This window comes from Vibrio sp. YT-15, from assembly GCF_033337445.1.
GTDB classification, from domain to species: domain Bacteria; phylum Pseudomonadota; class Gammaproteobacteria; order Enterobacterales; family Vibrionaceae; genus Vibrio; species Vibrio alginolyticus.
The window spans coordinates 378,582-397,646 of record NZ_JAWOQR010000005.1 but is presented as its reverse complement, the minus strand read 5'-3'; the positions used below and the strand labels follow the sequence as shown (position 1 = coordinate 397,646).

Genomic DNA, 19,065 nt, shown 5'->3' with positions numbered 1-19,065 from the left:
TGGTGCCGACTACCGGAATCGAACTGGTGACCTACTGATTACAAGTCAGTTGCTCTACCTACTGAGCTAAGTCGGCACATTTTATTCTTTAACATTGTTCGTGCTAAGCACCAACAATTAATAAATTGTGGTGCCCGGAGGCGGAATCGAACCACCGACACGAGGATTTTCAATCCTCTGCTCTACCGACTGAGCTATCCGGGCGACGAGGTGTATTAAAAGGCTTTTCGGCTTTCAGGTCAACAATAAAATTAAAATAAAATATCGTTTGATGAATTTGTGCTCGGAGTGGGCTGTTTTTATGCGTTTTAAGCAGCAATGCGCCATGCTTTAAGCGATGTTTTAACATTGATAGTGTGTTCACTTGCAAAATAAAGGCGATAAAAACAAAAAAGCACGTCTGAAAACGTGCTTTTTATTGAACAATTGACTTTAAACTAGTGCTTTACTGAGAACTTGTTTACCCAACCTTCTAGCTCATTCGCTAGTGAAGCTAAACTTTGAGTACTTGATTGACTCTCGGTTACGACAGAGTTGAGTTGGCCTCCGCTTTCATCGATAAGGTTTATGCGTAGCGCAATATCATCGCTAACCTGCGTCTGCTCAGCGGCAGCAGTAGCGATCTGCTGGCTCATTGTGGTGATAGATTCTAACGCCGTTACAATTTGCTGTAGAGCTTCAGAGGCATTCTTAGACTCTGTAACAGTGCTTTCACTGGTTTCTGCACATATTTCCATTGTGTGAATGGCATTGCGAGAGCCTTCTTGCAGATTGGAGATCATATACTGAATCTCTTTTGTGCTGTCTTGTGTGCGTCCTGCTAGGTTGCGTACCTCATCAGCAACGACTGCGAAGCCTCGGCCTTGTTCTCCAGCTCGTGCTGCTTCAATGGCTGCATTGAGTGCCAATAGGTTTGTTTGCTCTGCAATATCACCAATCACATCGAGCACTTTTACAATATTATTTACATCCTGATCTAGATCGGCGACCGCTTTACTCGCAGTATTTAATTGAGAAGCTAAACCTTGAATGTTTTCAACCGTGTTATGAATGAGTTTCTGAGTATGTTGGCTTTGTTTGTCAGCCTCGTCCGTATTGTTTGCGGTGTCGCTTGCTGAATTGGCAACATGGTTGGCTGAAGATGCCATTTCAGTCATCGCAGTGGCAATCATCGCCGTTGATTGCTGCTGAGATACGGTAAGATCGGCAATCGTATTTGATCGAGCCTCTACGGCAAACAACTCTGCGCGCAGTGCATGCATAGACTTCTCTAGGTTTGTCACCATGGTAGCTAGTGATTGACTCATATCTTGCACGGCACGATAGATACTTCCTCTCGGTGCCACAGTATCAAAACTGGTCTGAATGTCTCCTTGAGCGACAGCTTGAACTGCTTTACGCACGTCGTTAGGCTCTCCACCAAGTAGATTAAGCATTTTGCGAATCGAAATGATCAGGCCACTTAGAATACTTCCCGCGATAATCAGACACAGCACAAGCTGCCATTGTGCTGTCGACCAAAAACGTGCGTTAACTTCATTAAAGCCAATACCTGTACCGACAACCCAGCCCCAGTGTGGTGTTTTTTCTGCTATCGAGTGTTTTTCTTCAATGCTGCCGTCAGCTTGTTTTTGGCTCCAGGTATATTCAACGATCTGACCTGTTTTGTGCCCCAATACATCTAGAATGAGTTGGCCTACGCTATTACCACTGCCATCTTTAAAGTCATGGAAGCTGGTTCCGTGCAGTTGAGGGTCTAGTGGTGCGGCGATGAACATCATATTTTCATCTGCGACATAAACGTATTCGTTGTCTTTGTAGATATTGTTACGAAGTAGGCGAGTGGCTAATGCTTTCGCTTCGTCTTCCGGCATTTTGCCTTCGATAGCCATCTTTTCTACTTCGGTAAGTATGCTGTACGCACTTTTAAATAGCTCAGTAACTCGAGCTTTGTTATCAAGGTTACTTGCGACGCGAAGTGTCCATAAGCCCGTTGCGGTCAGAGCTAGGAGAGCTAGCAATATGATCGCAGATAATAAATAGGCTTGAGTTTTTAGTTTCATATTTAGCTCACAAATAAAGTGTTATCACTATGCAAGGCATAGCTAAAAGAAGAAATGTAATAACTCGGGCATCTTAGTGAAGATGAATATGCTCGGATACTAATGCGTATTAAAATTACGATGAGGATTAAATTTTTAGCGTGAAATAAGTGTTTTTGAAGAAAGGATTTAATGTTCGCTGATGTTTAGAAATGAAGTGCAGATAAATGGGAAAGCGAGAAATGACGTATAAAGCAGATACAAAAAAGCCGCATCAAGTGATGCGGCTTTAAAATTGGCTCCTCCTGCTGGGCTCGAACCAGCGACCTGCGGATTAACAGTCCGTCGCTCTACCAACTGAGCTAAGGAGGAATTATTATTTTTTGTGTCTTGCTTATGAAGCAAGTGCACCAAATATGGTGCCTCGAGGCGGAATCGAACCACCGACACGAGGATTTTCAATCCTCTGCTCTACCGACTGAGCTATCGAGGCAAAAGAATGGTGCCGACTACCGGAATCGAACTGGTGACCTACTGATTACAAGTCAGTTGCTCTACCTACTGAGCTAAGTCGGCACACTGTATTCTTTTTAGAAGAGATTATCTCTTCTGTTTTTAAAATCTCACTTAAGTAAGATTCTAGAAATTGGCTCCTCCTGCTGGGCTCGAACCAGCGACCTGCGGATTAACAGTCCGTCGCTCTACCAACTGAGCTAAGGAGGAACTATTCTTTTTTGTGTCTTGCTTATGAAGCAAGTGCACCAAATATGGTGCCTCGAGGCGGAATCGAACCACCGACACGAGGATTTTCAATCCTCTGCTCTACCGACTGAGCTATCGAGGCAAAAGAATGGTGCCGACTACCGGAATCGAACTGGTGACCTACTGATTACAAGTCAGTTGCTCTACCTACTGAGCTAAGTCGGCACACTTTATTCTTTGTGCTTTTGTCCGTGTTATAACATTTCGTTAAGACACCAACAAATCAAATTGTGGTGCCCGGAGGCGGAATCGAACCACCGACACGAGGATTTTCAATCCTCTGCTCTACCGACTGAGCTATCCGGGCAACGGAGCGCTATTAAACGGATTTTCCCGCGTTGCGTCAACCACTTTTTTTAAATAATTTCAAAAAAGTGGTTGTTCGAACGCTTTTTATTCAACTGTCACTACAAAGTTTGCTTCGAGTTAAATTCCTTTTTGAAATTTGTAACTTTTTCTAGGTAGCGACGCGCTTCTGCGTTCGGGTGTTTCTTGGTTAACGCCCAATAAACTTGGTTGGGTTGCAATGAATTAAGATCTTGCATTGCGCGTTTGCGATCACTGCGATGAAATGTGTTTAAAACTCCTCCAGTACCGCCATTGTAAGCTGAAATCATGCTGTACTCGAGAGAGGTAGGGTGGCGGACTTCTCTTAAATAACGATTTTTTAAGATATAGAAATACGCAGTACCGGTATCTATGTTGTTTTCTGGATTAAACAAATATTCAGGGCTTGGTTGGCCCGAGCGCTTTTTCACGAGTTTGAACACATCTCGTCCCGCTGTTTTAGGTACAACTTGCATTAGGCCATATGCATTTGCCCAACTTACCGCGTATGGGTTGAAACTGCTCTCGGTTTTAATAATGGCGTATATCAAGTCTTCTGGAATGTCGTATTTCTTGGAAGCTCGACGCACGATATCGGCGTATTGGTAGCTGCGAGTTGAAAAGTGGTCTTCAACCATGGGAATTTCGACGTAATACGCTTTCTTGAAATCTACATTTTTGGTTTTTATTTTATTTGCGATGAGGTATTCCGCAAATCGGTTTGCCCGCCAAGACCATTGAATTGGCTTATTGTCTTGGTCGACAACTTGTTTATACAGGAATGGTTGCCCCTCTAACGTGATACCTTTAGAGGAGAATAAGTCGACGTGAGCGGGATCGTCTGGTGTTAATAAGGTGGTGACAATCGCGTCTTTTAGGTGTTTTTGGGGCTCGGTCGGTGATACGGTCTCTATCGTGATCACGCCTTTGCGAAAGTCGACCTCGGCGCGGCTAAGGTAGTTATCGATGTACTTAACGTAATTACTCTTGCCAGCGTACTTGATTTCTTTTTTACCCCAGCGCTTTTGAATATTGCCTGAAAAGCTATTGATTAAGGCATCTAGCGCCGCAGTATCTTTTTCAAATTGTCCTGGTAGCTCAGCTAAGTTATTGGCAAAACGGTTTGTTGGCTCGTAGTTGACGTCATAAATCTTTTCGACGAATTCACGGCTACAGCCTGCCATTAAAAGTGCGGCAGCGATAAAGACAATTTTTTTCATAAGTATCAGAGTTATTGAAGGTAATAGAAAAATGACACCACAAATGGTTGTGATGTCATTGTTTAACTCAAGCGACTTTATTCGCTCGGCGGTGTGTAACCTTCGATATGAACGTCTTTTCCTTCAAAGAGGAAATTTACCATTTCTGTTTCGATCAGTTTGCGGTGTTCTGGATCCATCATGTTGAGTTTCTTCTCGTTGATCAACATGGTTTGTTTGTGTTGCCACTGAGCCCACGCTTCTTTCGAGATGTTGTCGAAAATGCGTTTACCTAGTTCACCAGGGTAAAGTTGAAAGTCTAGACCTTCGCCTTCTTTCTTTAGTCGAGCACAAAATACAGTGCGGCTCATAATGACTCCTTGTATTCAATTAACGAAGTTCGTGGGGTAGCGTTTCCAGCAATAGTTTTACTGGCGCGGCTAAACCGACTTCTTCAGGTTTAGATAAGTTATACCAAAGACCTTTGTTGCCTTCCATTATCACGTCCGGTTGCTTTGATAAATCAATCAAAATTGGCGTGATATCTAGGTGGTAATGGCTGAATGTATGACGAAAGGTAATCAGTGTTTGCTTCTGTTTGATATTGCTGGCTTGAATGCCGCGTTGATCCAGTAGCAATTCAATGTCGCTTTCTGCATCCACATGTTCGGTTTGTGGGAAGCAGAATAAGCCACCCCAAATGCCTGTTTGTGGTCTTTGCTCCAACCACACCTCATGACCATTTTCGGTGTTGTGGTGAAGCATCACGAAACGAGTTTGCTTGATTGGCTTATCTTTCTTCGGTTTTTTGCCCGGGTAGTCGAGCACATTACCTTGTTGCTTTGCCACACACAGATCAGCAACAGGGCAGAGGCTACATTTGGGTTTGCTGCGTGTGCAGACCATTGCGCCCATGTCCATCATTGCCTGGTTATACTTATCTACATCCGTTTGTGGGGTGTGCGTTTCGGCAATTTCCCACAGCTGGTTTTCAACCTTTTTTTGTCCTGGCCATCCTGCAACTGCGAAACAGCGGGATAGGGTGCGCTTCACGTTACCATCAAGAATCGCGTGTGGTTGTTTATACACAGACGATAAAATGGCGGCAGCGGTAGAGCGACCAATCCCCGGTAGGGCGTTCATTTTCTCTATATCAAGAGGAAACTCACCATTGTATGTAGAGGCGACCTCTTGTGCTGCTTTGTGAAGGTTACGGGCTCGGGCGTAGTACCCTAAGCCAGTCCAAAGGTGTAGGACTTCATCTTGCTCAGCATTGGCAAGATCGATCACGGTTGGAAAGCGCTCCAAGAAACGTTGGTAATACGGAATAACCGTAGTGACCTGAGTTTGCTGAAGCATAATTTCAGACAACCAGACACTGTATGCGGTCTTATTTTGTTGCCACGGAAGATCTTTTCTTCCATATGCGTCATACCATTCTAGGATGGCACTGGCGAAAGGTGTCACGACTTGCTCTGTATTCTAGTATTGGTTAGGTGCAAAATTGCACCACATAATGGGCAAGAAGTACAACGGATAAACAGTAGGGATATAAAGAGGTGTGTCGTTGCTTTTGGGTTGCCATAGACCAAGAGCTCAACAAATACTTGCACCTAAGTAAATTCTTTGGATAATCCCCGCTTTGATTAATCAATGTGCAGGCAAAATCAATGAGTGAAGTAACCACTAACGAATACAACGAAGACGGAAAGCTGATCCGCAAAATCCGCAGCTTTGTACGCCGTGAAGGGCGTTTGACTAAAGGTCAAGAGAGCGCGATGAATGAATGCTGGCCTACGATGGGTATTGACTTCAAAGCTGAACTTCTCGATTGGAAAGAGGTGTTTGGCAACGATAACCCAGTAGTGCTTGAGATCGGTTTTGGTATGGGTGCTTCATTGGTTGAAATGGCAAAGAACGCGCCAGAGAAAAACTTCATCGGTATCGAAGTTCATAGCCCAGGCGTTGGTGCTTGTCTTGCCGATGCTCGCGAAGCGGGAATTACTAACCTGCGTGTAATGTGTCACGATGCGGTAGAAGTATTCGAACACATGATCCCAAATGGCAGCTTATCGACACTGCAATTGTTCTTCCCAGACCCTTGGCATAAGAAGCGTCACCACAAGCGTCGTATTGTTCAATTAGGTTTTGCGGAAATGGTGCGTGAGAAGCTTATCCCTAATGAAGGTATTTTCCACATGGCGACCGACTGGGAAAACTACGCAGAGCACATGATTGAAGTGATGAACCAAGCGCCAGGTTTCGAAAACATTGCTAAAGATGGTGATTTCGTTCCTCGTCCAGACGATCGCCCGCTAACGAAGTTTGAAGCTCGTGGTCACCGTCTTGGTCACGGTGTTTGGGATATCAAATATAAGCGTATTGCGTAACCAGAGGAGTTCATGGGATGTACCATTACGCGATATTAGCGAATCCGGGTCATAACCGAATTTACTTTGATAGCGCAATGACCATTGCCTGTTCTGAGCTAAAAGCAATTTTAGCTTCACAAGGCGTGGATGTGACAGAAATTGGTAGTAAAGACGTTGGCTTACCTGCTGCGTTGGTGTTTTCTTGTCAGGAAGCGCTAACCGATGAGCAGGCGCGAAGAATCGCAGCCTCTTCGATTTACTATGCGCTATTTGAAGTGCGCGAAGATGGTTTACTTCGACCAGTTCAAGCGCCCGTATTTAACACTTTCCCGGAAAGTATGAGCCAGATTTTGCGCTACACCGGGAAAACAAACGAGCAGTTTACCCGTTTGATGGTGAATATCGGCATTAGTGCGTCCAATACGGGAAGTGAACAACTGACCTTAATGGATCCAATGTGTGGTAAAGGTACAACCTTATTTGAAGGCTTGATCCACGGTTTGAACGTGGTAGGGGTTGAGATCAACGCCAAGTGGGTGCAAGAGATCCAGACCTTTATTGTTAAGTTCATGAAGAATGGCCGCTTTAAGCACAAAGTGAGCAAAGAAAAGCGCACTGCGGGTGGCAAGAAAGTGGCGGATGGTTTCGTGGTTGAAGCTGCAGCAAATAAAGAAGATTACAACCAAGGCCATCTTCAGTTTATGAAGCTGTATTCGGCTGATACTCGTATCGCTGATCAAGTCGTGAAAAAGAACTCAGTTGATGTGATGGTGTCTGACTTGCCTTATGGCGTGCAGCACGGCAGCAAAAATGCCAAGGACAGCAAACTGAACCGCAGTCCACTAGAGCTTTTAAAAGAGGCTCTGCCTGCATGGAAAGTGGTATTGAAAAAACAAGGTTCAGTGGTGTTGTCTTTCAATGAATTTACATTGAAATGGAAAGATGTCGCGGCATTATTTGAAGAGCAAGGTTGGAAGGTACTTTCAGAAGAGCCTTACATCGGTTATCTTCACCGTGTTGATCAATCTATCAACCGCAATATTATTGTGGCAGTAAAACCATAATCGACTTGAGTCGAACGAACCCTATGGAAAAGCCAACGACACGTTGGCTTTTTTTACCTCTGAGCTCAACGAGTTCTCTTGTAAATAGAAGGTAGAGAATGAAACCGACAGTGGAAATTTTGACAGATATTTTGGCGGAAGTACGCCCTTTAATCGGCCAAGGTAAAGTGGCTGATTACATTCCTGCTCTGGCAAAAGTACCCAGCAACAAGTTAGGTATTGCGGTATACACCAACGAAGGTGAGGTTATTAAGGCGGGTGATGCCGATGAACCTTTCTCTATCCAATCTATTTCAAAAGCATTGAGCTTGACGTTAGCGATGTGCTTGTACAAGCAAGAAGAAATTTGGTCTCGAGTGGGAAAAGAGCCTTCGGGGCAGGCATTTAATTCGCTAATCCAGCTAGAAATGGAGCAAGGTATTCCTCGTAATCCATTTATAAATGCTGGAGCGATAGTAGTGGCAGATTTGTTACAAACTCGCTTATCTGCACCTCGTCAGCGCCTGTTGGAATTTGTGCGTCAGCTTTCTGGTGATACCCATATTGTGTATGACAAAGTCGTTGCGGCATCCGAAATGATGCATGGTGATCGTAATGCGGCGATTGCATATCTCATGCGTTCGTTTGGCAACTTCGAAAATGAAGTGATTCCAGTACTACAAAACTACTTCCACGCTTGTGCGCTGAAGATGAGTTGCGTCGATTTGGCTAAAACGTTTAGCTATTTAGCAAACAAGGGCACATCGGTACAAACGGGTAAGCCTGTAGTTTCTCCTGTGCAAACCAAACAACTTAATGCACTGTTAGCAACGTGTGGCTTGTATGATGGCGCGGGCGAGTTTGCTTATCGCGTTGGTATGCCTGGTAAGTCTGGTGTTGGTGGTGGCATTATCGCGGTAGTACCTGGTGAAATGACCATTTCAGTATGGTCTCCAGAGCTTGATCCTTCAGGTAACTCGCTTGCGGGTACTAAGGCGCTTGAGCTGCTCTCCGAGCGAATTGGCCGTTCAATTTTCTAATGTTGGAAATGTGTCAACCTTATTTAGGACGGCACAGTTTCTAAATAAAAAGCCTCTCAATTGAGAGGCTTTTTTTGTTTTGGGGTTGCGTTACTCTTCGCTTTCTTCGGCCATAAAGGCTTCGAGCAAATCATTAAGGAAGAGCTTCCCTTTTTCAGTAATTTGCCAGTGGGTAGGCGTTTCACTCAGGTAGCCCATTTCTATCGCCCAGCTGATGGTTTCTTGAATCGTACTAAGCGGTAAGCCCGTGGTGTCCACGTAATCTTGCTTCGGACAGGCTTCGATTAAGCGGAATCGGTTCATAAAGAACTCGAATGGACGATCTTCATCCGCGACGACATGTTCCGTATGCAGATAAGGTTTGACCATATTTTGATAAGCCGCTAAATAGCCTCGCGGGTGTTTTACCTTTGTCGTTCGAATAATACGTCCGTCGGTAAAACTGAGTTTGCCATGAGAGCCACAACCGATACCAAGGTAATCACCAAAGCGCCAGTAGTTGAGGTTGTGCTGACACTGATAGCCCGGCTTGCTGTAACCGGAGATTTCATATTGCACATAACCCGCGGCTGCAAGTTTTTGGTGTCCGAGCTCGAAAATATCCCACAAGTCATCATCGTCAGGTAGCGTTGGTGGCTTGTAGTAAAACATGGTGTTTGGTTCGATGGTCAGCTGATACCAAGACAAGTGCGGCGGCGCCAACTCAATCGCTTTGTCCAAATCTGCCAAGGCTTGTTCGATGCTTTGATCAGGTAAGCCGTGCATGAGATCGAGGTTAAAGCTGTTCAAACCGATTTGGTGCGCCAGCTGAGCAGCGTTGACGGCTTCGTCTTGGCCGTGAATACGCCCCAAACGCTCAAGCTTTTGTTGCTCAAAGCTTTGCACGCCGATAGAGATACGCGTTACACCAGCTTTGCGGTAGCCAACAAAACGCTCTGCTTCGATGGTGCCTGGATTCGCTTCCATGGTGATTTCGATTTCAGGCTTGAACGGAATACGCGCTTCAATGCCCTTAAGTAGACGCTCGATGCCTTCTGCCGAAATCAAACTCGGCGTACCACCACCAATGAAGATTGAATGCAGTGGACGTGGCGCTTCGTTAAGTCGGTATTTCTCAATGTCGGTATCCAAATCTTCTAAAAGGGCACTGATGTACTCTTCTTCTGGAATCTCGGTTTTGAGCGCGTGAGAGTTAAAGTCGCAATACGGGCACTTTTGCACACACCACGGGATGTGTACATACAAGCTGAGTGCTGGGGGCGTTAACATGGTCTAATTCGCTCGTGATTACTGAGACACTTGCTCAGACAGTTGAGCAAACAACGACTTGAGCGCTTTACCGCGGTGAGACAGTTGTTTCTTACGTGCAGGTTCAAGTTCGGCTGACGCACAGTTGTCTTCAGGAACAAAGAAGATTGGGTCGTAGCCAAAGCCATTTTCACCGTGTGCTTCAGTTAGAATTCGGCCTTCCCATTTACCGTGACAGACGATAGGCGTTGGGTCGTTCTCGTGACGCATGAGGACTAATACGCAGTGGAAACGTGCTGTACGCTCTGCTTCTGGTACGCCTTCCATTGCCGCTAGCAATTTTTCTAGATTCTCTTGATCAGATGCGCTCTCGCCTGCGTAACGTGCAGAGTAAATGCCCGGAGCGCCTTTTAAGAAATCGACTTCTAATCCAGAGTCGTCTGCAATGGCAGGAAGCCCTGTTTCTTGTGCGGCATGGCGAGCTTTAATGATTGCGTTTTCAATGAAAGTTGTACCCGTTTCAGCTACTTCCGATACATTGAATTCACTTTGCGCTAATACTTCAAAGCCGAAGTCAGACAATAAATCTGCCATTTCACGAACTTTGCCTTGGTTACCAGTTGCTAGCACAATTTTTTTCATGGGAATCTCTTTTAATAGTGATAGAGGAGAACAAATCGTTCTCCTCTAGATATTCTTTAATTAATAAGTGGTTTTTAGCCTGCTTAGATCCAAAAGCTTTTGGAACATCACAACCCAATTACTCTTCAACATAAAACTTCTGGGTGAATTTAAGCTTACCTGAGCCTTTGTTTCCAGCTTTTACGTCAATATCGAAAGTAAAAGTTTCTTCGTGGGTAATTGGTAGTTCGGCTAAATAGTATATCGCATTGCCTTCTTTGACTTCACGAAAGGTCAAGGTCTGAGTTTGGCCGATAAGGTTCTTCGCGCGTCCAGCAATTTTTGCTTCTAATGCTGGCTTACCCAATGAAGCTCTATCTAACACGCTAATATTAACCACTGCGAGGTATCCATTACGTTTGATATCGTAGCTACGTGCGACTTTGGGTGTTAGGAATGTTGAGTTAAACGCTACATAGTGTACTTCGATATCTTTCATATTTTTAAACTGATCGGCGAAGCTTGGTAACGACAACAGGCTAATCAGTAATGCGGTAATCCATTTGCTCATTGTTACTTCCTCAAAGCACTTGTTATAAAACAACCATAGCTGCAATTTTACCTTGGTCAGGGGGTAAAAAATGCGTACTCAGTCGTTGGTATTAGTAAGTGTGGTACAAAATCGTAAATAAAAAGCCATCATATGATGGCTTTAATTTCTATCGGTATCTGGGTAGGCGATTCTATCCGAATTTGTTTGTGCCGTCCTAATTCACCTTTTTCTATGTGAACCAAGCCCTTAGCGATTTTAAACTGCTTGGCTAAGAACTTAGTTAGGTGTGCATTAGCTTTGCCATCGACAGGTGGAGCAGTAATGGCGATTTTTAGCTCTTCACCATGCAAGCCAACGATTTTATCGCGGCTAGCTTTAGGTTGAATATAGAGCTTCAGGATGATGTCCTCACCATCTTGCCAAACTGCAGCTGACATTATAGCTGGAACCAAATTGGACCAATGATATCGCCCATTAAGAAGTTCGCGAACTGCAAGCCGATAAATAACACCAGTACGCTTAAATCAAGACCACCAATAGCCGGAAGAATACGACGGATTGGAGCGCACATTGGCTCGGTCAGTTGATGGAATACGTACTCGATAGGGCTGCGGCCTTGGCTTACCCAGCTCAAAATTGCACGGATCAATAGTACCCAGAACAATAGGCCACCTGCGGCTTTGATTAATGATAATAAGCCCAAGAATAAGAAGTCAGCGCTGAAAGAGACGGAACCGTTCGAAGCTATTAGGATAAGCACGACAAATTTAAGCACACACAACACGTAGGCAAACAACACGGTTGCTAGGTCAATATTCCCCACGGAAGGGATAACGCGGCGCAATGGACCAATGACCGGCTGAGTCGCTTTTACTATGAATTGCGAGAATGGGTTGTAGAAGTCTGCGCGCGCAGCTTGCAACCAAATTCGCAAAATTACGACCATGATGTACAGGTCAAATAGGGTTGAGATGAGAAAACTCATTGAATTCATAAGGTACCCTTAACAAGTGATGGATGATACTAAACGGAGTTCATCCAAATAATTAAAACAGTTTTTCCATTTCTTCCGCGCGAGCCACAGCAGCTTGCATGGCTTTAGCGACAATATCTGAAAGTTGATGTTCGTTGAATGTACGCAGTGCTTCTGCCGTTGTCCCACCTTTCGATGTTACGTTCTCACGCAGGGTCGATAGCTCAGTTTCTGGGTTGCTAACCACCATACTGGCCGCGCCCAGTGCCGCTTGCTGAACCAATAGTCGAGCGGTCTCTTTATCAAAGCCTTGCGCAATCGCTTCTGCTTGCATCGCTTCCATAAACAGGAAGAAGTATGCTGGAGCACTGCCCGCTGCGGCAATCACATTATTGATGCCAGACTCTTGCTCAACCCAGCATACTTTACCGACCGCTTCCATTAACTCTGCGGCAAAAGCTTTGTCGTGCTCGGTTACATGAGTTGGTGCGAACAACCCACTCATACCCAACCCAAGCTGTGATGGCGTATTTGGCATAACACGAACCAAGTTCAATTTGGTGGCTAGCATATCATCCAATCGTGAACAGTTGATGCCTGCGGCAATAGAAATCACCAGTTTATTAGTGAAATCGATCGATTGCAGTGGTTTACAGACATCCGCCATCATTTGCGGTTTTACAGACAATACCACCACATCCGCCTCGGTCGCAGCTTGGATGTTATCGCTGGTGGTACGGATGCCAAAATCTTGTTCTAGCAGAAGGCGACGAGCCTCTGAAGGAGCCGTTGCGGTAATGTTTTGCGCTGGGTATCCGTTAGCAACCAAGCCGGAAACAATGGCTCTCACCATGTTGCCAGCACCAATGAAGGCGATTTTTTTATGTTCCATTTGTCTGATTTCCATCATGATATTTAGAATTTGTTGTGCGCTCAGGTGTATAATGGCGCCGCTGTTACTTACTGCTCCTATTGGCGAGTAAGATGATTGCGCATTTACGCTCTAACGATTGACGACATAACTTATGTCGCGAGTGAGCGTTTTGTTGATTTAGCTGTAGTCTCGTGCGCCGAAAATAGCGGTTCCAATACGAACCATTGTACTACCAGCTTCGATTGCAGCGGTCATATCACCACTCATTCCCATTGATAATGTATCGATTTCTGGGAACTGTGCTTCGAGTGTTTGCTTCAACGTAGCCAACTTCTGAAATTCACGGAGTTGTGATTCGTAGTCAGACACGTTGGCAGGAATCGACATCAACCCTCTTAAAGTGAGGTTGGGTAGGCGAGAAATCAACTCCGCCAGCTCGAATACTTCCGCTTCAGTGACACCAGACTTAGATGCCTCACCACTGGTGTTAACCTGAATCAGAACTTGTAGCGGTTTAAGTTCGCTTGGCCGCTGATCATTCAGGCGTTGAGCAATCTTGGTTCGATCGATGGTGTGAACCCAATCGAAATGTTCAGCAACAAGTCGCGATTTATTGGATTGAATCGGGCCAATGAAGTGCCATTCGATTCGATTATCTGGATAATGCTCGGCAAAGTGCTGAACTTTACTGACGCCCTCTTGAACGTAGTTTTCACCAAAGGCGGTTTGTCCCGCTTGGTAGGCTTCGAGAATTGCCTCGACAGGTTTAGTTTTGCTTACCGCTAGAAGTTGCACTGACTCTGGAGTTCGACCACATTTTTGCTCGTCATATCGAATTTGAGAGGTGATATGTTCAATATTTTGTTGAATACTACTCATAGCTGTACTTTAGACTTAAGGATTTTAAATGGATATCACTGAGTTACTGGATTTTAGTGTAAAACATAATGCCTCGGATCTACATCTTTCTGCAGGTGTCCCACCAATGGTTCGTATTGATGGGGATGTGAGAAAACTAGGTATTCCAGCGTTTACACACCAAGAAGTGCATCGTTTGGTTTTCGAAATCATGAACGATGCCCAACGCAGTGAGTTCGAAGAAAAACTCGAAGTCGATTTCTCTTTTGAGTTGCATAACGTTGGCCGTTTCCGTGTCAACGCCTTCAACCAATCTCGCGGTTGTGCGGCAGTATTCCGTACCATTCCAAGTAGCATTCCAACTCTGGAAGAGCTAGAAGCGCCAGAGATCTTCAAAAAAATTGCGAACGCTGAAAAAGGCTTAGTTCTGGTCACTGGCCCAACAGGTTCAGGTAAATCGACGACCTTAGCAGCCATTGTTGACTACATTAACCGTAATCACAACAAGCACGTACTCACAATTGAAGATCCGATTGAATTTGTTCACAACAACAATAAATGTTTGATCAACCAGCGTGAAGTTCACCGTGACACCCATAGTTTCCAAAATGCTTTGCGTAGTGCATTGCGCGAAGACCCGGATGTGATTCTAGTCGGTGAGATGCGTGATAAAGAAACCATCAGCCTTGCCTTAACGGCGGCAGAAACGGGTCACTTAGTTTTCGGGACGTTGCATACCAGCTCGGCGGCAAAAACTATTGACCGTATTATCGATGTTTTTCCTGGTAGTGATAAAGATATGGTCCGCTCGATGCTATCTGAGTCTCTTCGTTCGGTTATCGCGCAAAAGCTTCTGAAGCGTAATGGTGGTGGCCGTATTGCATGCCATGAAATTATGATGGCAACGCCTGCGATTCGTAACTTGATCCGCGAAGACAAAGTCGCGCAGATGTATTCGATCATTCAAACAGGTGCGGCTCACGGCATGCAAACCATGGAGCAAAATGCTCGTCAGTTAATGGCGCAAGGCATGGTTGCTCGTGAAGAGGTCGATAGTAAGATCGGATTAGAAGTGCAGCAATTCTCGTAACGTTCATACAGATAATGGTGAATACGGAAGATGGATCTAGATAAATTTCTCGAAGGCATGCTGGCGCTGAAAGCGTCGGATCTTTACATCACGGTTGGAGCGCCAATTCTATTTCGTGTGGATGGCGAATTGCGTCCGCAAGGGGAAAAACTTACCGAGAGCGATGTGGCTGCATTACTCGACAGCGCTATGGAACCAGATCGGCGTCAGGAATTTCGTAAAAGTCGCGAGTCGAATTTTGCCATTGTGAGAGATTGTGGTCGCTTCCGTGTGAGTGCCTTTTTTCAACGCGAGTTACCAGGCGCAGTGATTCGTCGTATTGAAACTAATATTCCTACTTTTGAGCAGTTAAAGTTACCGTTAGTGTTGCAAGATTTGGCGATAGCTAAGCGTGGTTTGGTGCTGGTGGTCGGTGCTACTGGTTCGGGTAAATCGACCACTATGGCGGCGATGACAGGCTATCGAAACAGCAATAAAACCGGGCACATTTTGACGGTCGAAGATCCGATCGAGTTCGTGCATGAACACAAGCGCTGTATCGTGACTCAACGTGAAGTTGGGTTAGATACGGAAAGCTATGAAGTTGCGCTTAAAAACTCGCTGCGCCAAGCACCAGATATGATTTTGATTGGTGAGATCCGTAGCCGTGAAACAATGGAATACGCGATGACCTTCGCCGAAACGGGTCACCTGTGTATGGCAACGTTGCACGCCAACAATGCAAACCAAGCTTTAGAGCGCATTCTTCACTTGGTACCGAAAGATCAAAAAGAACAATTCTTGTTCGACTTGTCGATGAATCTGAAAGGCGTGGTTGGTCAGCAGTTGATCCGAGATAAAAATGGGCAGGGACGTCATGGTGTATTTGAGATCTTGCTAAATAGCCCACGTGTGTCGGATTTGATTCGTCGCGGAGATTTACATGAGTTGAAGTCAACCATGGCTCGCTCAAATGAGTTTGGTATGCTGACGTTCGATCAATCTCTTTATAAGTTAGTGATGCAAGGTAAGATCAGCGAAGAGGATGCACTACATAGTGCCGACTCGGCAAATGATCTGCGCTTGATGTTGAAAACGCAGCGTGGTGAAGCATTCTCTACGGGCAGTTTGGCGAACGTTAAGATCGATATGGATTAATCCAATCCAGAAACAAAAAAGGTTGGCAGGAGCCAACCTTTTTTCATTGTGCTTGAAGTGTTTACTCACCCCAAAGGGCTTCAAACCAGCTTTCTAGAATCACCACTGCTGACTGGCAGTCAACATTACCTTTCGATAGGGCTTTGTAGCCGCCCATGCTGAACAACTCCGCACGAGCTTCTGCTGTAGATAAACGCTCATCATGCAGTTCAACTGGCAATCCGTATCGGCCTTGCAGACGCTTAGCAAATTTTCGTGCACGAGGGGTTATGGTCTCAAGGTCTTTACCATGCAGATCGGTCGGTAAACCGACCACTAGCAAATCTGGTTGCCACTCTTTGATTTGCTTTTCGATATCGTCCCAGTTTGGAATACCGTCATTGGCTTTAAAGGCTTTTAATGGGGAAGCTGTACCAGTAATTTCTTGGCCAATAGCGCTACCAATGCTTTTGGTTCCAAAGTCAAAAGCCATAATTGTGCGTGACATAAGGTGTCTCTATCTAATGTAACTGTATATTTGGACTAAGCATGTCCAGAGTCTGCTGAAAGGTGACTTGGGTCGATGCCCAGCTTTTCGACCGCTTTCTTCCAACGCTCGTTGATTGGTGTATTAAAGATAATTTCAGGCGTCGCTTCAATGGTGAGCCAAGAGTTTTCGACCAGCTCACTTTCTAATTGGCCTGCACTCCAACCGGAGTAGCCAAGTGCCACTAAGTAATCACTTGGTTCTGCTTCTGTTCCTAACACCGACAGAATATCACGCGAAGTGGTTACCGCGAGGTCATCGGTCATTTGGACGCTGGACTCGTAGTAATCTTTGGGTTTATGCAAAATAAAACCACGATCTTCCGAGATTGGGCCGCCATTGTAGACTGGTCTATCTAGACTGGCTTCAAATAGGCGCGGGTGTACTGGCTGAACTTCCACCTGCTTGAGCATGTTGCCGACGGTGATATCAACAGGAGCATTGATCATCAGCCCCATAGCGCCGTCTTCGTTGTGCTCACAAACGTAGATCACGCTGTTTTGAAAGTACGGATCTTTCATCCCAGGCATGGCAACCAAAAAGTGATTTGTGAGATTCATACTCATACTGACCCTTAACTCTCGTAAATGCCCTTAAGCAAACATCATACAATTTACATCTAGGTATGTGCATGAGTTTGCTTAAGTTAATGTACTACGCTCTCTATTAACTGTAATACAGTTTGAGTTATTCGCCTTTTACTCGACGCTCAATCGCATCCATCAGCTTGCCTGTGATTGAGATATCAAAAGCTGCTTCAATTTCGCGAATACAGGTTGGGCTGGTGACGTTGATTTCTGTTAGCTTGTCGCCAATTACGTCAAGGCCAACAAAGATAAGGCCTTTTTCTTTCAGTGTCGGGGCAACGGTTTGCGCAATTTTGAGGTCGGTTTCGCTTAGCGGACGAGCTTCACCAGTACCACCAGCGGCTAGGTTGCCGCGCGTTTCGCCTTTAGCAGGAATGCGTGCTAGACAGTAAGGCATAGGTTCGCCATCTACCACTAGGATACGTTTGTCACCGTTGCTGATGTCTGGCACGAAGGTTTGTGCCATTGCGTAGTTTTGACCGTGGTTAGTCAATGTCTCGATGATTACAGAGACGTTTGGATCGTTTTCTTTTACACGGAAGATGGACGCGCCACCCATACCATCAAGCGGTTTCAGGATGACATCACCATGTTTTTCACGAAATTCTTTAATTTTCTCTGCTTTTCGCGTCACGATCGTTGTAGGTGTCAGCTCTGGGAACCATGCTGTAAACAGCTTTTCGTTACAATCACGTAAGCTTTGAGGCTTGTTAACGATCAGTGCACCTTGTTCTTCTGCACGCTCAAGGATGTAAGTCGCGTAGATGTATTCAGTATCAAACGGAGGATCTTTACGCATTAGCACCGCGTCTAGCTCAGACAGTTCGATAGTTTGCTCTGATTTGAACTCGTACCAATCGTTTGGATCTTCTTTTAGTTCTACCACTTTAGTATCTGCAATGGCAACGCCTTGATCGAGATGCAGATCATTCATTTCCATGTAGTGGATTTCATAGCCGCGTCGTTGCGCTTCAAGCATCATGGCAAAGCTAGAGTCTTTTTTGATGTTAATGGACGAGATTGGGTCCATTACGATACCGAGTTTGATCATTATTTTTCTCCGTTTAACCAAGATCGCCGAAACGAACTTGTAAGGCTGTAATTGCTGTCAGAGCCGCTGTTTCGGTACGCAGAACGCGAGGGCCGAGTAGCGTTTCTTCAAATTGGTATTCTCGAGTCATCTCGATTTCTTCAGACGATAAACCGCCTTCAGGACCGATCAGTAGGCGCACTTTTTCAACCGGGGTTGGCAAAGTGTTGATTGAGTATTTAGCACGAGGGTGAAGGTTAAGCTTTAAACCATCGTACTCTTCTTTACACCACTCTTCCAAGCTCATAATTGGACGAATTTCGGGCACGACATTACGCCCACATTGCTCACAGGCACTGATGGCGATTTTCTGCCATTGCGCGAGTTTTTTCTCAAAACGCTTTTGGTCAAGCTTGACACCACAACGTTCAGAAATCAGAGGAGTGATGGTATTGACGCCAAGTTCAACAGACTTTTGGATGGTGAACTCCATCTTATCGCCACGTGAAATGACTTGACCAAGGTGCAGATCTAAAGGGGATTCAATACTGTTTTCTACGCGCTCGGTGATGTTAACCAAAACTGATTTCTTGCTGACTTCACTGATAACCGCTGGGAACTCTGCGCCACTGCCGTCAAAAAGGAGAACGTCTTGGCCTTCTTTCATGCGCAAAACACGACCGATATGGCCTGCTGCGTCGTCACTTAAAGCAAGTGAGCCAAGTTGATGAATGGTTTCTGGATGATAAATTCGAGGGGTACGCATGAGATTTCCAGCAAGAG

At 45.3% G+C, this 19,065-nt stretch carries 20 protein-coding genes and 9 tRNA genes; 5 read left to right on the top strand and 24 right to left on the bottom strand.

Going from position 1 to position 19,065, the window contains the following annotated elements; all coding sequences use genetic code 11:
• The 13 genes from R7D93_RS12970 to mutY form a co-directional block, all read right to left on the bottom strand.
• Window positions 1-76, bottom strand: a tRNA-Thr gene (locus R7D93_RS12970).
• Window positions 77-128: 52 nt separating this feature from the next.
• Window positions 129-204: transfer RNA gene (locus R7D93_RS12965), tRNA-Phe, on the bottom strand.
• 233 nt (window positions 205-437) lie between these two features.
• Window positions 438-2,063, bottom strand: a complete 1,626-nt coding sequence (locus tag R7D93_RS12960; RefSeq protein ID WP_017635717.1) for a methyl-accepting chemotaxis protein — start codon at window positions 2,061-2,063, stop codon at window positions 438-440.
• Window positions 2,064-2,338: 275 nt separating this feature from the next.
• Window positions 2,339-2,414 (bottom strand) — tRNA-Asn (locus R7D93_RS12955).
• Window positions 2,415-2,459: 45 nt separating this feature from the next.
• Window positions 2,460-2,535, bottom strand: a tRNA-Phe gene (locus R7D93_RS12950).
• 7 nt (window positions 2,536-2,542) lie between these two features.
• Window positions 2,543-2,618 (bottom strand) — tRNA-Thr (locus tag R7D93_RS12945).
• A 71-nt stretch (window positions 2,619-2,689) separates the two neighbouring features.
• Window positions 2,690-2,765: transfer RNA gene (locus tag R7D93_RS12940), tRNA-Asn, on the bottom strand.
• Between the two features lie 45 nt (window positions 2,766-2,810).
• Window positions 2,811-2,886: transfer RNA gene (locus R7D93_RS12935), tRNA-Phe, on the bottom strand.
• Between the two features lie 7 nt (window positions 2,887-2,893).
• A tRNA-Thr gene (locus tag R7D93_RS12930) sits at window positions 2,894-2,969 on the bottom strand.
• Between the two features lie 66 nt (window positions 2,970-3,035).
• Window positions 3,036-3,111 (bottom strand) — tRNA-Phe (locus tag R7D93_RS12925).
• Window positions 3,112-3,211: 100 nt separating this feature from the next.
• Window positions 3,212-4,351, bottom strand: a complete 1,140-nt coding sequence (gene mltC / locus R7D93_RS12920; protein ID WP_005381001.1) for a membrane-bound lytic murein transglycosylase MltC — start codon at window positions 4,349-4,351, stop codon at window positions 3,212-3,214.
• A gap of 77 nt (window positions 4,352-4,428) precedes the next feature.
• Window positions 4,429-4,701 (bottom strand): oxidative damage protection protein, encoded by a 273-nt coding sequence (locus R7D93_RS12915; protein ID WP_005381002.1) that lies wholly within the window; start codon window positions 4,699-4,701, stop codon window positions 4,429-4,431.
• A gap of 19 nt (window positions 4,702-4,720) precedes the next feature.
• Window positions 4,721-5,797 (bottom strand): A/G-specific adenine glycosylase, encoded by a 1,077-nt coding sequence (gene mutY / locus R7D93_RS12910; RefSeq protein ID WP_017635575.1) that lies wholly within the window; start codon window positions 5,795-5,797, stop codon window positions 4,721-4,723.
• Between the two features lie 203 nt (window positions 5,798-6,000).
• On the opposite strand from mutY, the gene trmB reads away from it, so the two are divergent.
• From trmB to glsB, 3 genes are all read left to right on the top strand, one after another.
• A complete protein-coding gene (gene trmB, locus R7D93_RS12905) occupies window positions 6,001-6,720 on the top strand; it encodes a tRNA (guanosine(46)-N7)-methyltransferase TrmB (RefSeq protein WP_005384506.1) in 720 nt (239 codons plus the stop codon).
• Between the two features lie 17 nt (window positions 6,721-6,737).
• Window positions 6,738-7,766 (top strand): TRM11 family SAM-dependent methyltransferase, encoded by a 1,029-nt coding sequence (locus R7D93_RS12900; protein ID WP_065274864.1) that lies wholly within the window; start codon window positions 6,738-6,740, stop codon window positions 7,764-7,766.
• 98 nt (window positions 7,767-7,864) lie between these two features.
• The gene (gene glsB / locus R7D93_RS12895; RefSeq protein ID WP_005381007.1) at window positions 7,865-8,785 is read left to right on the top strand and encodes a glutaminase B; all 921 of its coding nucleotides are present in this window, start codon (window positions 7,865-7,867) and stop codon (window positions 8,783-8,785) included.
• Window positions 8,786-8,875: 90 nt separating this feature from the next.
• Here glsB and hemW read toward each other — a convergent pair whose 3' ends face one another.
• The 7 genes from hemW to R7D93_RS12860 form a co-directional block, all read right to left on the bottom strand.
• Complete coding sequence (hemW, locus tag R7D93_RS12890; protein WP_138940385.1) at window positions 8,876-10,054, bottom strand: radical SAM family heme chaperone HemW; 1,179 nt, start codon at window positions 10,052-10,054, stop codon at window positions 8,876-8,878.
• 18 nt (window positions 10,055-10,072) lie between these two features.
• Window positions 10,073-10,675 (bottom strand): XTP/dITP diphosphatase, encoded by a 603-nt coding sequence (locus tag R7D93_RS12885; protein WP_005381009.1) that lies wholly within the window; start codon window positions 10,673-10,675, stop codon window positions 10,073-10,075.
• 118 nt (window positions 10,676-10,793) lie between these two features.
• Window positions 10,794-11,225, bottom strand: coding sequence for a DUF4426 domain-containing protein (locus R7D93_RS12880; protein ID WP_005381010.1), 432 nt, complete (start codon window positions 11,223-11,225; stop codon window positions 10,794-10,796).
• Window positions 11,226-11,353: 128 nt separating this feature from the next.
• Window positions 11,354-11,644, bottom strand: coding sequence for a DUF167 family protein YggU (gene yggU / locus R7D93_RS12875; RefSeq protein ID WP_054577162.1), 291 nt, complete (start codon window positions 11,642-11,644; stop codon window positions 11,354-11,356).
• Window positions 11,644-12,201 (bottom strand): YggT family protein, encoded by a 558-nt coding sequence (locus tag R7D93_RS12870; RefSeq protein WP_005381012.1) that lies wholly within the window; start codon window positions 12,199-12,201, stop codon window positions 11,644-11,646. Before R7D93_RS12870 ends, yggU begins: the two co-directional genes overlap by 1 nt.
• A 52-nt stretch (window positions 12,202-12,253) precedes the next feature.
• Window positions 12,254-13,072: a pyrroline-5-carboxylate reductase gene (gene proC / locus R7D93_RS12865; RefSeq protein WP_005381013.1), complete on the bottom strand. Its 819-nt coding sequence runs from the start codon at window positions 13,070-13,072 to the stop codon at window positions 12,254-12,256.
• Window positions 13,073-13,231: 159 nt separating this feature from the next.
• On the bottom strand, window positions 13,232-13,933 hold the full coding sequence (locus tag R7D93_RS12860) for a YggS family pyridoxal phosphate-dependent enzyme (protein WP_005384521.1): 702 nt from the start codon (window positions 13,931-13,933) through the stop codon (window positions 13,232-13,234).
• Window positions 13,934-13,961: 28 nt separating this feature from the next.
• Between R7D93_RS12860 and R7D93_RS12855 the strand changes: the two genes are divergently transcribed.
• Both R7D93_RS12855 and R7D93_RS12850 read left to right on the top strand, forming a co-directional pair.
• The gene (locus R7D93_RS12855; RefSeq protein WP_005381015.1) at window positions 13,962-15,002 is read left to right on the top strand and encodes a type IV pilus twitching motility protein PilT; all 1,041 of its coding nucleotides are present in this window, start codon (window positions 13,962-13,964) and stop codon (window positions 15,000-15,002) included.
• Between the two features lie 30 nt (window positions 15,003-15,032).
• Complete coding sequence (locus R7D93_RS12850) at window positions 15,033-16,139, top strand: PilT/PilU family type 4a pilus ATPase (protein ID WP_005381016.1); 1,107 nt, start codon at window positions 15,033-15,035, stop codon at window positions 16,137-16,139.
• Window positions 16,140-16,200: 61 nt separating this feature from the next.
• Here R7D93_RS12850 and ruvX read toward each other — a convergent pair whose 3' ends face one another.
• From ruvX to rsmE, 4 genes are all read right to left on the bottom strand, one after another.
• Window positions 16,201-16,626, bottom strand: a complete 426-nt coding sequence (gene ruvX, locus R7D93_RS12845; protein WP_005381017.1) for a Holliday junction resolvase RuvX — start codon at window positions 16,624-16,626, stop codon at window positions 16,201-16,203.
• A 35-nt stretch (window positions 16,627-16,661) separates the two neighbouring features.
• Window positions 16,662-17,225 (bottom strand): YqgE/AlgH family protein, encoded by a 564-nt coding sequence (locus R7D93_RS12840; RefSeq protein ID WP_005381020.1) that lies wholly within the window; start codon window positions 17,223-17,225, stop codon window positions 16,662-16,664.
• Window positions 17,226-17,352: 127 nt separating this feature from the next.
• Window positions 17,353-18,303 carry a glutathione synthase gene (gene gshB / locus R7D93_RS12835; RefSeq protein WP_086047045.1) on the bottom strand — a complete coding sequence of 317 codons (951 nt, stop codon included), beginning with the start codon at window positions 18,301-18,303 and terminating at the stop codon, window positions 17,353-17,355.
• Window positions 18,304-18,316: 13 nt separating this feature from the next.
• Window positions 18,317-19,048 carry a 16S rRNA (uracil(1498)-N(3))-methyltransferase gene (gene rsmE / locus R7D93_RS12830; protein ID WP_025768830.1) on the bottom strand — a complete coding sequence of 244 codons (732 nt, stop codon included), beginning with the start codon at window positions 19,046-19,048 and terminating at the stop codon, window positions 18,317-18,319.
• Window positions 19,049-19,065: the final 17 nt, after the last annotated feature.